This is a genomic window from Pseudomonas sp. NPDC087029, assembly GCF_044745345.1.
Taxonomy (GTDB): domain Bacteria; phylum Pseudomonadota; class Gammaproteobacteria; order Pseudomonadales; family Pseudomonadaceae; genus Aquipseudomonas; species Aquipseudomonas faucium.
In genome coordinates, this window is record NZ_JBIVAB010000003.1 from 258,064 (window position 1) to 271,737 (window position 13,674).

At 62.5% G+C, this 13,674-nt stretch carries 14 protein-coding genes; 2 read left to right on the forward strand and 12 right to left on the reverse strand.

The annotated features are described in order from the left end of the window. Window position 1 precedes the first annotated feature (1 nt). The 11 genes from ACIPG5_RS07070 to ACIPG5_RS07120 form a co-directional block, all read right to left on the reverse strand. Complete coding sequence (locus tag ACIPG5_RS07070; protein WP_236236628.1) at window positions 2-511, reverse strand: phage major tail tube protein; 510 nt, start codon at window positions 509-511, stop codon at window positions 2-4. Window positions 512-524: 13 nt separating this feature from the next. After that, window positions 525-1,691, reverse strand: a complete 1,167-nt coding sequence (locus ACIPG5_RS07075; protein ID WP_401373963.1) for a phage tail sheath subtilisin-like domain-containing protein — start codon at window positions 1,689-1,691, stop codon at window positions 525-527. 113 nt (window positions 1,692-1,804) lie between these two features. Beyond that, the gene (locus ACIPG5_RS07080) at window positions 1,805-2,383 is read right to left on the reverse strand and encodes a hypothetical protein (RefSeq protein ID WP_401373964.1); all 579 of its coding nucleotides are present in this window, start codon (window positions 2,381-2,383) and stop codon (window positions 1,805-1,807) included. 12 nt (window positions 2,384-2,395) lie between these two features. Further along, entirely contained in the window at window positions 2,396-4,438 is a 2,043-nt protein-coding gene (locus ACIPG5_RS07085) for a phage tail protein (RefSeq protein ID WP_401373966.1), read from the reverse strand. Continuing rightward, window positions 4,431-5,039, reverse strand: coding sequence for a phage tail protein I (locus ACIPG5_RS07090; protein ID WP_401373968.1), 609 nt, complete (start codon window positions 5,037-5,039; stop codon window positions 4,431-4,433). The genes ACIPG5_RS07085 and ACIPG5_RS07090 overlap by 8 nt, the downstream gene beginning before the upstream one ends. Before the next feature lie 4 nt (window positions 5,040-5,043). Then, complete coding sequence (locus tag ACIPG5_RS07095; RefSeq protein WP_176511551.1) at window positions 5,044-5,925, reverse strand: baseplate J/gp47 family protein; 882 nt, start codon at window positions 5,923-5,925, stop codon at window positions 5,044-5,046. Further along, complete coding sequence (locus tag ACIPG5_RS07100; protein ID WP_401373971.1) at window positions 5,922-6,248, reverse strand: GPW/gp25 family protein; 327 nt, start codon at window positions 6,246-6,248, stop codon at window positions 5,922-5,924. Before ACIPG5_RS07100 ends, ACIPG5_RS07095 begins: the two co-directional genes overlap by 4 nt. A gap of 84 nt (window positions 6,249-6,332) precedes the next feature. After that, window positions 6,333-6,893, reverse strand: a complete 561-nt coding sequence (locus ACIPG5_RS07105) for a phage baseplate assembly protein V (protein WP_286912081.1) — start codon at window positions 6,891-6,893, stop codon at window positions 6,333-6,335. Then, a complete protein-coding gene (locus tag ACIPG5_RS07110) occupies window positions 6,890-7,387 on the reverse strand; it encodes a hypothetical protein (protein WP_286912083.1) in 498 nt (165 codons plus the stop codon). The genes ACIPG5_RS07105 and ACIPG5_RS07110 overlap by 4 nt, the downstream gene beginning before the upstream one ends. Window positions 7,388-7,398: 11 nt before the next feature. Next, window positions 7,399-7,737 carry a phage holin family protein gene (locus ACIPG5_RS07115; protein ID WP_176511547.1) on the reverse strand — a complete coding sequence of 113 codons (339 nt, stop codon included), beginning with the start codon at window positions 7,735-7,737 and terminating at the stop codon, window positions 7,399-7,401. Between the two features lie 476 nt (window positions 7,738-8,213). After that, window positions 8,214-8,960, reverse strand: a complete 747-nt coding sequence (locus tag ACIPG5_RS07120; RefSeq protein WP_401373974.1) for a helix-turn-helix transcriptional regulator — start codon at window positions 8,958-8,960, stop codon at window positions 8,214-8,216. Window positions 8,961-9,100: 140 nt separating this feature from the next. On the opposite strand from ACIPG5_RS07120, the gene mutS reads away from it, so the two are divergent. After that, on the forward strand, window positions 9,101-11,674 hold the full coding sequence (gene mutS, locus ACIPG5_RS07125) for a DNA mismatch repair protein MutS (protein ID WP_401373976.1): 2,574 nt from the start codon (window positions 9,101-9,103) through the stop codon (window positions 11,672-11,674). A 140-nt stretch (window positions 11,675-11,814) separates the two neighbouring features. After that, a complete protein-coding gene (gene fdxA, locus ACIPG5_RS07130) occupies window positions 11,815-12,138 on the forward strand; it encodes a ferredoxin FdxA (protein WP_401373978.1) in 324 nt (107 codons plus the stop codon). 503 nt (window positions 12,139-12,641) lie between these two features. On the opposite strand, the gene rpoS is transcribed toward fdxA, so the two are convergent. Beyond that, window positions 12,642-13,649: an RNA polymerase sigma factor RpoS gene (gene rpoS, locus ACIPG5_RS07135; protein ID WP_012315872.1), complete on the reverse strand. Its 1,008-nt coding sequence runs from the start codon at window positions 13,647-13,649 to the stop codon at window positions 12,642-12,644. Between the last annotated feature and the right edge of the window lie 25 nt (window positions 13,650-13,674).

Below are 13,674 nucleotides of genomic sequence, written 5' to 3' on the forward strand. Positions count from 1 at the left end.
CTTACAAGCCGAGCGCGGCGCGCTGAGCGGCCAGTTGATCGACGCCATCGATGACCCGCTTCATGCCCAGGGCGTCGATCTCGTAGACCAGGCGGCCGTCGACTTCGAGCTTGTAGTAGGTCAGGCCGACGCTGTGCTTGATCTCGGCCTTGTCGCCGGACTTCCAGTCACCCATGTCGATTTCCTTCAAGGTGCCGCGCAGGGTGACCACCACCGGGGTGATCTTGCCCTTGAGGCCTTTGAAGGCACCGCGGAAGGTGCCGTTGAAACCGCTGCCATCGGCCAGGCCGAAGAACTTCAGCGCTTCGCGGCGCACGCCGCTGGTGGTGAAGGCGGCTTCTTGCTTTTCCATGCCCAGGTCCATTTCGACCGGCATGTCCATGCCGCCGGGGCGGTGCTCTTCCATTTTCAGGGTGAGTTTGGGCAGGGTCAGGCTGGGGACATCGCCCTGGAAGCTGACGCCGTCGACGAACAGGTTCAGGTTGGCCAGGGTTTCGGGAATCATTGCCATGTAAATGCGCTCCTTAAGCGGCGGAATCGAGAACTTCGGTCAGCCACTGGTTGGTGACTTCAACGCGGAAATTGGGGTTTTCGGCAGGCGGCACGTCGGTGAAGCGGATGTTCCAGTACACCTTGCCCTGCTCCAGCTGGCTGGCGGTGTTCAGCTCCGGGTCGGCGAAGACTTCGAAGTTGATGATCGCGCCCTGGTTCTTCAGGTCGCGCATGAAGGCCTGCAGGCCTTCGGTCACGTCCTTGACGTAGGTGGCGGTGATGGAGCGGTCGACTGCCCATTTGTGGCCATAGAGGATCGCGTCCATGACGATGTCCAGGGTGCGCACGCGGGTGACGAAGGCCCATTTCGGGTCGCTGGACAAGGTGCGGTTGCCCCACAGGCGGAAGCCGTCGTCGCGGATGATGGTGGCGATGTTGGCGTTGTTCAGCAGGTTGGCGCGGCAGCTGTCGTCGCCATCGAGGAACTCCACCGGGCGGCTGGTACCGGTGATGCCGACGAACTCCTTGTTCGACGGCGAGGCCCAGAAGCCGTATTCGCGATCGGTCCAGGCGAACAGGCCGGCCACCCAGGCCGAGCCGGGGGCATCGACGATGGCCTGCTCGCCGTTGTCCCAGTACTGCACGCCCGGGTCGACCAGGAAGGCGCGCTTGGCACCGAAGTTCTCGGCATAGGCGATGGCCGCCTCGTCGGTGCTGTTGGGGCCGTCGATGATGGCGATGCCGCGCAGCTTGTCGGCCAGGGCGACCAGAGCGGTGCCGACGGCCTGGGTGGCACTGTGCCGTGGTGCGACCAGCAGGCGGGGCTGGGCGTTGAAACGGCTCTTGCCGTCGAGCAGCGCCTGCAGACCGGTGCGTTTGCCGTCGGCCTGCACCGCGCCGATGATGGCTGCGGTCTGTTCGGCGGCGTCTTCGAGCTTGCCCACGCCGCAGGCGACGATGACGGCCTTGGCACGGGTGTAGATGGCGCGGCAGGCCTTGGTGATGGCCGCGTTTTCGCCGAAGGCGGCGACGGCTTCACGTTCGCTGGTGATCAGCACCGGGACGTTGGCCTTGGCGGTGGCGCCTGCGCCTTCGGTGAAGGTGTCGACCAGGCCGATGATCGAGGAAGAAGGCAGCGCGATGCTGCGGGCGCCGGTGTCGACGTTGGTGACGGTGACGCCGTGGAAGAATCCACTCATGTAGGTTTACTCCAGATATGAGAAAGCCCCGTATTCGGGGGCTTTGTGGTACAGCAGAAAAGAAAACGCCCCGTCTGTGCGGGGCGTTATATGCTTAATGAATTGGGTTTAGGTCACACCAGCGCTACGCTTTGCTCATCCACATCTACGCGGGCTGCAATGGCATCGATCTCGGCAATAATTTGTTTGTAAAGTTCAGCACGAGGCTCATCCTCAAGACCGATCAGTTCGTATTTGCGCATCCTCACCGCCCCAAGTTCCACTTGAGCCAAGTGCAGGGTGGCCGATTGTTCGAGAATCCGGTCTGCTGCGGCTTGGCTGCCCAGCCCAGCCGCCTGCCCGAATGAGGTGACCAAAATACCGGGATCACCATGATATCCAGCATCTTTGAAAGCGTACGCCGCCTTCTCACGCAGCGTGTATTCAGATTCAAAGCGTGACCAGGTCGCGTAGATTTCTGCAACCCTGGTATCGATTTTGCTGCATAGCTCCTTTGCCGTAGCCCAAATCACCTTCCAATCTTTGAGAGACGGCGGATGGGTAGAGAAGTCGATGATCTTGCCCTCGGATTGCCCCTGCGTGAGCGCTTGATATGTTTCGAATTCCAGTACAGTCGCATCTTCAGGCATGTTGGTGCCGCTCAGCTCCAACGAGAAAAACGCACAAGCAGAAGCCGAAGAAAACATGGTCATTATTAAGGCCTCTTAAAATCCGAGCGATAGAAGTTGGATAACTGACGCGCTTGCCGTGTAGTTAGACTGGGCAAGCACAGTAGACAGCCCACTGGGATACGCCGCAACAAACGGGTAGCCAACCGGCGAATAGGTTGCACTGTCCGTCTGGGTTGCGAAGCAACATAAGTGTGTATTTGGAAAAGCGGCGGGAAGGGAAATAGTTACGTCCTGAGCAGCCACCGGAAACCTGTACCAGGTCCATTGGATGATCAGACCAGATGGTAGCTTCTGCCACCCACTGGCGGAAAGTAGAGACGTGAACGACTCGCTCCCTACCCCCCCGCCAGACAAATACCAGGCGTTGTTCCGCTTGGTAATGCTGACCTTCTCGCCGAGCATGGGGCGATAACTGTTGCCACCCGACAATCCTTGAATTATTTCGGAACCGTTACCTTTGATCTGCACACTGCCGCCGGTGCAAAGAAAATGAAACGTCGAACCGTTCATAGTTGAAGCTATAGCCGGCAGGGTAATCGTGATCGCATTGCTGGCGATGAAAAGGTTACCCGCTTGGGCCGTCGTCAAAGTGGTGCTTGAAGTAACAAGAACAGGATCGCCAGGCAGGTTGCCCAGTGCGTTCTGAACAAATGACGTGGTCGCCAGTTGTGCCGTGCTATTGAATTTTGCCGCCGTTGGCGCTTTGGGTGCACCGGTGAAAGTCGGCGAGTCGATGGAGGCCGCTTCAATCCAGGCCGACCACGTATTGTAAAACGCACGCGTCCAAGTTTTACCCGTGTTGTACTGAGTGTAAGTCTGCGTTGTAACAGTGGTGCTTGCTGCCTGCACCAGAAGCGTACCGGCAGTGGCAACTGGATAGTTCAGTGCCAGCGTGGCGTTAGCGTTTATCGCCTGCCCATACGCCCCCGGCGCGCGAATATTATCGAGATTCATACCGGCGACCAGATTTGCACGTGCCTGCCCGTCCTGCCCCCAACCTGCGAGTCCCAACGTTTTCTGCACAAACGACGTTGTGGCGATACGGGTGGTGTTGTCACCATCCGGCCCGTTAGGTGCGGTCGGAGTACCCGTTAAGTCCGGGCTAGCCAGGGGTGCCCTAAGGGCCAGCGCTGTGTCCACCTGAGTTTTGGTATAGACGTCGGTGAGACCATAGCCCGCCACTGTGGTCGGGTTGGTCGCGGCGGCAACCCGACCGTAGGCGTCTACCGCAACGCTTCGGTACGTGCCAGCGGCCACGCCAGTGCGCCCAAAAGCCATTTCATACGTCAATCCAGAAATGCCCAGAATAATCGCTGCATCGGTTACCAGTTGCCATGCGCTATCCCCGTTGACCGCGCCTCGCTCGACCAGCACAAGCATGCCCGGTGTCACTTTGGAACTGGAATCCGCATCAGTGCAGCGGGTCCATGCGCCGCCAGCCGCGACCAGATACAGGCCATTGTCCTTGGCCGCAGTCTGGTTCTTCACCAACACCCGTGCTCCAGCAGCGAGCGCTACGCCATCGACCGTCTGCAAGCCGCTCAAAGCGATGTTGACCGTCGTCGCCGCCAGCACCGAATGCTTGAAATCCTGCCTGGCCAGCTCTTCGGTCACCCACTCCCGAGTCGCCAGCACCACCGCCGGGTCAATCTTCAACTGCACATTGCTGGCACTGCTGACCACCAGGTTCATCCGCACCACCTGGGTACGTCCCGAGCCCTGGCTGAGCAGCGGTTTGTAAGTCGGCGCACAGTTGGCCACGGCCACCATGTCGCCATCGGCGTCATACAGCGCGATCTCGCGAATCCACTTGCCACCGACATCGGCCGGAATGACCTGCTCGGCGATGATGATCGCGCTGTTCTTGTCATCCACCTTCAGCTGATTCAACGGCGCGCGGCGCCATTCGTTGAGCAGGCTGGTCTGGGTGGCATTGGGGGTGGGGTCGGTGCCGTTGGCATCGCCGACGCCCATCTGGGTGATTTTCCATGCGATGCCCAAGGCATCCGCGTTGGCTTGTTTCGCCGCGCCCACGTTGGTGAGGATGGCGTAGAACTGAGAAGTCTGGTCAACCATGTGCAATGTCCAAGGTATCGATTGTATGTTCGCAGCCGCCCCGGCCTATGGCACCACTGACGTCGATGTCACGGGGCGCCAGCGGGTAGATGTCCAGTTCGTCGCCGTCCTGGATCGCGCAGCCGACCTGTAGGGCGCCACGGCTTTCGAGGCTGATCACCAGGCCTGTCAGATGGCGGCTGACCGGGCGGGCGTCGTCGATCAGCGATGACAGTTCCTGGTAGGTGCTTTCGCTGATGCCCGCGTCGGAAACGCCGATCTTCAAGGCGAAGGTGCCGGCCGCCGCGGGAGGTGTGGCCTGCCACCACTCCTGCACCTCGATCATGTAGCCAAAGGGCTCCACCACCCGCCGCAGGGCGCCGAGGGTGCCCTTGTGGGCGTGCACGAAGAACGTCGAGCGGATCACCGAGCGCTTGATCTCGTCGCTCCAGCTGTCCTCCCAGCGGTCCACCGACCAGGCCCAGGCCAGGTGATAAAGAAGGTGCGCGGGGCAGCTGTCCGGGTTGTAGAGCAAGCGCAGGTTGACCTTGAGGTCTTCGTCGCAAGCGCTTTCGATGGCGCGTTCCAGGGGGGTGCGGTTGAGCGGCAATAGACTGCGCATGGCGTCAGCCCCCCCGCGTCAAGGTGAAACCGCTGCACCAGGCCGCCTGGGCCTTGCTCGGGCGGATGTCGGCCCAGTCGTTCAGCTCGACCCGGCTGACGCCGTCGATGTGCAACTGCGCGTCGATACCCGAACGGGCCACCTCCACGCCCAGGCGGCGTCGCGGGTTGATCCAGGCCGCCAGGCGCCGCTGGCACTCGGCAAGAATGGCCTCGTACTCGGGGCCGCTGTCAGCCAGGTGCAGCACGGCATCGATGCGATAGGCCAGCACCTCGGCGCTGCGCACATTGACCCGGTCGGCGACCGGGCGGATATCGTCGTCATTGAGGTAGGCCGCCACCTGCGCCAGCAACGCGGCACTGGCCTTGCCATCGCCCTCCAGGCCCAGCACGGTCACATCCACCACCGCCGGCGACGGGCTTTCGGCGGTGGCGTCAGCCACCTGCCCCGATGCGTTGCGGGCGTGGAGGATGTAACTGTTGCGCGGGCCGGCAGTGGTCAGGCCTTCGTAGACCAGTTGCACACGCTCACGCAGGGCGTCGTCGGCTTCCAGCAGCGCCACGACGGGCGGCACCGCGTTCAGGTCCTGGGCCTGGATCACCAGGCGCTGCAGGCTGACGTTGGCCGCCAGCTGGTCCAGGTCGCTGCCCTGGGCGTAGGCCAGCAGCAGGGCCTTGGCGGCATCGTTGATGCGCGCGCGGTTGAGCAGCTTGCGGTAGGCGCCGACCTCGAGCAGCTTGGTCACCGGGTCGCTTTCCAGGTTGGCGGTCCAGCCCTCCCCCAGGTACTCGCGGAAGGTGTCCAGGTCGGCTTGATAGAGCGCTTCGAAATCCAGGTCTTCAAGCAGTTGGGGCGCCGGCAGTTTCGAGAGGTCGACCTGGCTCATACGCTCACCTCCAGCAAGGCTTCGTCGCCCAGGTAGCGGCCGGTCAGCGCCAGGCTGACCTGGCCGTCGAGCACTGCGACCACCTTCACCCGCTCAAGCTGCAGGCGTGGCTCCCAGCGCCCGAGTGCGCGGGCCACTTCGGCCTGCACGGCGCTCTTCCAGCCGTCGTTGACCGGCAGGTCGACGAAGCGCCGCAGCTGGCTGCCGTAGTCCGGGCGCATGCGGCGGCTGCCCAGCGGTGTAGCGAGGATGTCTTCGATGGACTGGCGCAGGTGGCCGATGCCGGCCAGTGGCTGGCCCGTGTGGCGGTCCAGGCCGATCATGGCGCACCTCCCGTGGCGGCGCCCGGTTGATGGGTTTGCATGGCATTCTCCAGGGATGAAAAAGCCCGCGGTTGCGGGCTTGCTTCAGTGTTTGTGATTGGCGGTGTTGCCGGCGGTGTCGATGATCCGCCCAGCGCCATTGATATCGCCGCTGACCTGCAGCGGGCCGTCGATGGTGACTTTGCCTGTGAGATTTATCGCAGCGGCTTGCAGGCTGATTGCACCGTCACTGACCAGCACGGTGCTGGCACCGACCTGGATGGTGGCGTTGCCGCCAGGAAGCTCGATGGCGTAATGGCTGGCCTGCCAGTCGTAGCTGAGCGAGCCGCCATCGGCGAATCGCCAGACCTCCACGTGCCCGCGGTTGTCTGCAGCACTGCCGGCGTTGCCATAAAGGCCAGCGATGAAGGTGCCCTGGGCCGGCTCGCCGCTGGGGCTGAGCAACACGCCCTGCTCGCCCACGCTGGGCGCCCGCCAGTGCCGGGCCTGGCCGGCGGCCTGGGCATGCCAGCGCAACCAGGCGCTGGTCCAGCCGCTGCCGTCGGACACCCGCACCCGCGCGGCGGCAAGGTCCACCGCGACCACCCGGCAGGGAATGACCAGGCAGGCCAGCATGCGGTCATGCATGGCGCTGACGTAACTCATGAAAGCGACTCCGGGGCAATGTAATGCTCTTCGTTACCCAAGCCGATATCGGGTGCCAAGCCCAGCATCAGGCTGCCGGGCGGCTGGTCCGGCCAGTGCCAGCGCGGCTCGCCGAGCAGTACCGGCTGGTCCCAGCGCACGGTCCAGGCGCTGCCTTCGAACTGCGCCTGCACGTTGCGGCTGGCTTCGACGAAGTCCAGCGCCCAATGCTGCTGGCGCAGCAGGTCCATCAGTTGCGCAGCCAGCAGGCTGCCCTGCAGGCGCGCCTCGGGGTTGGCGTTGTCAGCAGTGATGTCCGCCTCGAAGGTAGCGACCAGTACCGAGCGACCATCCCGCGGCGCCGCGTCGGCCGTCATCTGCACGATGCCGTGACGTAGCGCCGGTCGCTCGGGCGCATTTCCTACAGCTGTATAAGCATCGACTGAAACCAGTTCAGGCATCGCCTCACGAATGGTTGCCGTCACAGCCGCGTGCAAAGTGGCCAATTCGCTCATGCATATTCCTCCTATCGCTCATCGGCCTGCGCACTGTCGCGCAAGCCCAGTCGCCGAATCGCCCAGCGCTCGTACAGCCGCATGGCCACGTCGGCGCCGCCTACCGCGGTCATGCAGCCAAACGCGCTGGCCGCCCAGATCGAAAGGCCGCCGGCATACAGCAGCATCACCGTCGATACGCCGCAGGCCATGCAGGCCCCGGAGCGCAGCGCCAGCCGCCGCAGCAGTGACCAGCCGGTGGCGCCTGCCTTGTCGGCCCGCCACATCTCGCCGCTCAGGCCGCCCAGCAATGCCAGGACGATTACCAGCCAGAGCGGCATCTCCAGTAACGCCTGTTGCTCGTTCGTCACTGTGGTGTCTCCTGTGTGAATACCTGTTGGCGCGGGCCAACAGGCGGGTTGTGGGTACGTTCAAGTGAAAAGTCCGGCATTCCAAAAAGCCCGGTCTGCCAGGCTTTTCAGTAATGCGTTGTCGAACCGCAGGCCACGACTGGTGACGCCGTGCGGTTCTGCTCAAATTGGTGACTCCGGCCGCGGCCACCTGCCCGCCGGATAACTGTTCGTGGTGCTTTACGCTGCACACCCGGGCCAGTTGCCAACCCTCTGGACAGTTGAGGCCTGTCCATCGCTGCCTGTGTAACAACCGGTTTCCGTCCGGCTTGAGACACAGGCTATGCATTCATGCATATGCAGTCAATGCATTTCTTAAAGTTTCTATGCGCTGAATTTTGCACATATGCATGCAGGCCATGAACGATCTGGCTTGTAGGGTTTTTCTGCAGGCGAAAAAAAACCCGCCGAGGCGGGTTTTCATCAGAGAGGAGGTGTCAGCGGGCGTACATCCCCCACCAGAACACATGCCCGAGCAGGCTGATCTGCTCGTCCTGCATCTGCTGGAAGCTGTAGTCCTCATCGGGGTGTTCATCCCGGTTGAAGCTGCGCAGACGAATGCCGGTAGGCAGGCGGTAGACCTGTTTCACCCGCAACTGGCCGTTGTGGTTGATGGCATAGAGGTCGCCGTCGATGATGTCACCGATCGAGCACTTGCCGGTGTTGACGCCCACCGTGGCGCCATCGCGCAGCACCGGCAGCATGCTGTTGCCGCGTACCGTCACGCATTTGGCCTGGTCGAACTGCACGCCGTTGTGGCGCAGGCTGCGTTTGCCGAAGCGCAGGCGCGCACGCTCGCTCTCTTCGATGACGAATCTTCCTGATCCTGCTGCCAATTCGACCTCGCGAAGGAAAGGTACCGACACCTCGTCATCCTCGACGGGGGTTTCATCGTCCCACAGGCTGATGTCGCCCAGCTCCGCATGGCCGCGCGCCGGCAGCGCGGCTTCGCGCGACGGGCCAAGCTCGGCACGGCCGCGCAATTGCTCGGTGCTGACACCGAAGTAGTCGGCGATCTTCGACACGTGCTTGTCCGACGGGTCGATGATCTTGCCGCCGAGAATACGCGACAGGGTGGATTGCGGGACGCCCGTGCGCCGGTGCAGCTCTGTCGGGGACAGGCCGTGGCGGTCGAGCAGTTCTCTGAGTACGGTGGCTACGTTGCGTTTTTGCATAGCGTGCATAATGCAGGCATGCCACACGAAATGCAACGCACCAGGCTGCGCGCGCATGCCCCATGGGCTCGGCCTGCATCTCGTCGAAAAAGCCTGTACCATTGCCGGTTTTACAACCGCCAACCAGATCACCCGCTGTAAGGCCCTGAATGTCTGATCTTTCCGCACACACCCCGATGATGCAGCAGTACTGGAAGCTGAAAAACCAGCACCCGGACCAGCTGATGTTCTACCGCATGGGCGACTTCTACGAAATCTTCTACGAAGATGCGAAAAAAGCCGCGAAACTGCTGGATATCACCCTGACCGCGCGCGGTCAGTCGGCCGGCCAGTCCATCCCCATGTGCGGAATTCCGTTCCATTCGCTGGAGGGCTACCTGGCCAAGCTGGTCAAGCTTGGCGAGTCGGTGGTGATCTGCGAGCAGATCGGCGACCCGGCCACCAGCAAGGGCCCGGTCGAGCGCCAGGTGGTGCGCATCATCACCCCCGGTACGGTCAGTGACGAGGCGTTGCTTGACGAGCGCCGCGACAACCTGATTGCCGCGCTGCTGGGTGACGAGCGCCTGTTCGGCCTGGCGGTGCTGGACATCACCAGCGGCAACTTCAGCGTCCAGGAAATCAAGGGCTGGGAGAACCTGCTGGCCGAGCTCGAGCGCCTGAACCCGGTCGAGCTGCTGATCCCCGACGACTGGCCGCGCGATTTGCCGGCCGAAAAGCGCCCGGGGGCACGCCGCCGCGCGCCCTGGGACTTCGACCGCGACTCGGCGCGCAAGGCCCTGTGCCAGCAATTTGCGACCAAGGACCTCAAAGGCTTTGGCTGCGACAAGCTGACCCTGGCCATCGGCGCCGCCGGCTGCCTGCTGACCTACGCCAAGGAAACCCAGCGCACCGCCCTGCCCCACCTGCGCAGCCTGCGCCACGAGCGCCTCGATGACACGGTGATCCTCGACGGCGCCAGCCGCCGCAACCTGGAGCTGGACATCAACCTGGCCGGTGGGCGCGACAACACCTTGCAATCGGTGATCGACCGTTGCCAGACGGCCATGGCCAGCCGCCTGTTGACGCGCTGGCTGAACCGCCCGCTGCGCGACCCCAAGGTGCTGCAGGCGCGCCAGGATTCGATCCGCTGCCTGCTCGATGGCTACCGCTTCGAGAAACTGCAACCGCAGCTCAAGGAAATCGGCGATATCGAGCGAATCCTCGCCCGTATCGGCCTGCGCAACGCCCGCCCACGCGACCTGGCACGCCTGCGCGATGCCCTCGGTGCCCTGCCTGAACTGCAGAACGCCATGGCCGAGCTGGAGGCGCCGCACCTGGCGCGCCTGGCGGCCATCACCGGCACCTACCCGGAGCTGGCCAGCCTGCTGGAGCGGGCGATCATCGACAACCCGCCAGCCGTCATCCGTGATGGCGGCGTGCTCAAGGCCGGCTATGACAGCGAGCTGGACGAGCTGCTGGCGATCAGCGAGAACGCCGGCCAGTTCCTGATCGACCTGGAAGCCCGCGAAAAAGCCCGCACCGGCCTTGCCAACCTGAAGGTCGGCTACAACCGTGTGCATGGCTACTTCATCGAGCTGCCGACCAAGCAGGCCGAACAGGCGCCGGGCGACTACATTCGCCGCCAGACCCTCAAGGGCGCCGAGCGCTTCATCACGCCGGAGCTCAAGGCCTTCGAGGACAAGGCACTGTCGGCCAAGAGCCGCGCCCTGGCCCGCGAGAAGATGCTCTATGACGCGCTGCTGGAAACCCTGATCAGCCACCTCGCGCCGCTGCAGGACAGCGCCGCGGCATTGGCCGAGCTGGATGTGCTGAGCAACCTGGCCGAGCGTGCGCTGACCCTCGACCTGAATTGCCCGCGCTTTGTCGACGAGCCTTGCCTGCGCATCGACCAGGGCCGCCATCCGGTGGTCGAGCAGGTGCTGACCACGCCGTTCGTGGCCAACGACCTGAGCCTGGACAACAGCACGCGCATGCTGATCATCACCGGCCCGAACATGGGCGGTAAATCCACCTACATGCGCCAGACCGCACTGATCGTGCTGATGGCGCATATCGGCAGCTTCGTCCCGGCGGCCAGCTGCGAGCTGTCGCTGGTCGACCGCATCTTCACCCGCATCGGCTCCAGCGACGACCTGGCCGGCGGGCGTTCGACCTTCATGGTCGAGATGAGCGAAACCGCCAACATCCTGCACAACGCCACCGACCGCAGCCTGGTGCTGATGGATGAAGTGGGCCGCGGCACCAGCACCTTCGACGGCCTGTCGCTGGCCTGGGCCGCTGCCGAGCGCCTGGCGCAGCTGCGTGCCTACACGCTGTTCGCCACCCACTATTTCGAGCTGACCGTGCTGCCGGAGAACGAGCCGCTGGTAGCCAACGTGCACCTGAACGCCACCGAGCACAACGAGCGCATCGTGTTCCTGCACCATGTGCTGCCCGGCCCGGCCAGCCAGAGCTACGGCCTGGCCGTGGCGCAGCTGGCAGGTGTGCCGGCGCCAGTGATCCAGCGTGCCCGCGAGCACCTGGGCCGCCTGGAAACCAGCAGCCTGCCGGCGCAGCCGGTGGTCTCGAGCAAGACCCAGGGCGAACCCCATGTCCCGCACCAGAGCGACCTGTTCGCCAGCCTGCCGCACCCGGCCATCGAGAAGCTGGGCAAGCTGGACCTGGATGACATGACCCCGCGCCAAGCTATCGAAATGCTATATCAACTAAAGAACCTGTTATAACGGCGCCCACTACAAGCTGGTAGAATCCGCCGCGGTTTGCTGGTGCTGCAGGTTATTAGCCTGGCCTGCAGCCATGTACCCGTAAACCGCGCGGCCCTGAGAGGAAGGGCCGCCGCCGTCGCCTGAGGAGAAAACTAGAAATGACCTTCGTCGTCACCGACAACTGCATCAAATGCAAATACACCGACTGCGTGGAAGTCTGTCCGGTGGACTGCTTCTACGAAGGCCCGAACTTCCTGGTGATTCACCCGGACGAGTGCATCGACTGTGCACTGTGCGAGCCTGAATGCCCGGCCCAAGCGATCTTCTCGGAAGACGAAGTGCCTTCGGGCATGGAAAACTTCATTGAGCTCAATGCCGAGCTGGCGGAAATCTGGCCGAACATCACCGAGCGTAAGGATGCCCTGCCCGACGCTGAAGATTGGGATGGCAAGCCAGGCAAGATTGCCGACTTGGAGCGCTGATAGCGCCCAGGCACGAAAAAGGCCCGCAACGGGCCTTTTTTCATTTTGCGCGGGCAAAAAAAAGGGGCGGTTTGACCCGCCCACATTTTTTCCGTAGTCCCTGCTTGTCCCAAACATCTTCCTGATGAAATCGCTTCTTGCGATGTCCTTGGCCTTCATCCTGAAAGCCTGTGCGTGTCCGTGTGCACAGTTCGAATACTAGCGACTTCCGTGACGCAGGCAACTGCGATACCTCACAAGAAATTACCGGGGACACATTTCCACAAATCTAGAAAATTCATTATTTTCAACGAGTTGCGAATTTGCGGGATTTGGAAACGACAATAATTTACTACTCCTTACACGGATGGCTTACACCACGAGTAAGCAAAGGCTTACACGCAATGCATCTGCGGTAGCGCGATACACATTCATCCAAACCTGAGAGTGCCGGCACTGCTCAGCAAATCGCACAAACAAAAACGCCCCGAGGTCATCGGGGCGCTTTGCATTCGGGGATACCGCTACTGGAACAGCGACTCGCTGGACAGCCCGTTCTTCTCCAGGATCTCGCGCAAGCGCTTGAGCCCTTCAACCTGAATCTGCCGCACCCGCTCACGGGTCAGGCCGATTTCCAGGCCAACGTCTTCAAGGGTGCTGCTCTCATGCCCACGCAGGCCGAAGCGGCGTACCACCACCTCGCGCTGCTTGTCAGTCAGCTCACCCAGCCACTGGTCGATGCTCTGCGACAGGTCGTCGTCCTGCAGCAGCTCGCAGGGGTCGGTTGGGCGATCGTCGGTCAGGGTATCGAGCAGGGTCTTGTCTGAATCCGGCCCGAGGGAAACGTCCACCGAAGACACCCGCTCGTTGAGGCCGAGCATGCGCTTGACCTCGGCAACGGGTTTTTCCAGCAGGGTGGCGATTTCTTCCGGGGAGGGTTCGTGATCGAGCTTCTGGGTCAGCTCCCGCGCGGCACGCAGGTAGACATTGAGCTCCTTGACCACGTGGATCGGCAGGCGGATGGTGCGGGTCTGGTTCATGATCGCCCGCTCGATGGTCTGGCGAATCCACCAGGTCGCATAGGTCGAGAACCGGAAACCACGCTCCGGGTCGAACTTCTCGACCGCGCGGATCAGCCCCAGGTTGCCCTCCTCGATCAGGTCGAGCAACGACAAGCCGCGGTTCACGTAACGACGGGCAATTTTCACAACCAGGCGCAGGTTGCTTTCGATCATGCGCTTGCGGCCGGCGGGGTCGCCCTTTTGCGACAGGCGCGCAAAGTGCACTTCCTCTTCCGGAGAAAGCAGAGGCGAGAAACCAATCTCGTTGAGATACAGCTGGGTGGCGTCGAGCGCCCGGCTGTAATCGATATACTTGTGTTGCTTGAGCGTAGAGCCTGATTTGGCCCTGGTCCGAACCGACGGTACAGCAGGTTCGTCTGACACCACATCCGTTTCCAAAACGATACCCGTCTCCATCAGGAGGACGTCATCGTCGATGTCAAACTCCGGCGCTTCTTTATTGAGAGCCATTGTTATAGTCCCTTTGCTGAGTTCG

Excerpts from the sequence above, each read along its gene's own strand:
- ACIPG5_RS07120 (WP_401373974.1), bottom strand. The coding sequence starts at position 8,960 with ATGCACGCTATGCAAAAACGCAACGTAGCCACCGTACTCAGAGAACTG.
- ACIPG5_RS07095 (WP_176511551.1), bottom strand. The coding sequence starts at position 5,925 with ATGAGCCAGGTCGACCTCTCGAAACTGCCGGCGCCCCAACTGCTTGAA.
- mutS (WP_401373976.1), top strand. The coding sequence starts at position 9,101 with ATGTCTGATCTTTCCGCACACACCCCGATGATGCAGCAGTACTGGAAG.
- ACIPG5_RS07105 (WP_286912081.1), bottom strand. The coding sequence starts at position 6,893 with ATGAGTTACGTCAGCGCCATGCATGACCGCATGCTGGCCTGCCTGGTC.
- fdxA (WP_401373978.1), top strand. The coding sequence starts at position 11,815 with ATGACCTTCGTCGTCACCGACAACTGCATCAAATGCAAATACACCGAC.
- ACIPG5_RS07075 (WP_401373963.1), bottom strand. The coding sequence starts at position 1,691 with ATGAGTGGATTCTTCCACGGCGTCACCGTCACCAACGTCGACACCGGC.
- ACIPG5_RS07080 (WP_401373964.1), bottom strand. The coding sequence starts at position 2,383 with ATGACCATGTTTTCTTCGGCTTCTGCTTGTGCGTTTTTCTCGTTGGAG.
- ACIPG5_RS07110 (WP_286912083.1), bottom strand. The coding sequence starts at position 7,387 with ATGAGCGAATTGGCCACTTTGCACGCGGCTGTGACGGCAACCATTCGT.
- ACIPG5_RS07090 (WP_401373968.1), bottom strand. The coding sequence starts at position 5,039 with ATGCGCAGTCTATTGCCGCTCAACCGCACCCCCCTGGAACGCGCCATC.
- ACIPG5_RS07100 (WP_401373971.1), bottom strand. The coding sequence starts at position 6,248 with ATGATCGGCCTGGACCGCCACACGGGCCAGCCACTGGCCGGCATCGGC.
- rpoS (WP_012315872.1), bottom strand. The coding sequence starts at position 13,649 with ATGGCTCTCAATAAAGAAGCGCCGGAGTTTGACATCGACGATGACGTC.
- ACIPG5_RS07085 (WP_401373966.1), bottom strand. The coding sequence starts at position 4,438 with ATGGTTGACCAGACTTCTCAGTTCTACGCCATCCTCACCAACGTGGGC.
- ACIPG5_RS07070 (WP_236236628.1), bottom strand. The coding sequence starts at position 511 with ATGGCAATGATTCCCGAAACCCTGGCCAACCTGAACCTGTTCGTCGAC.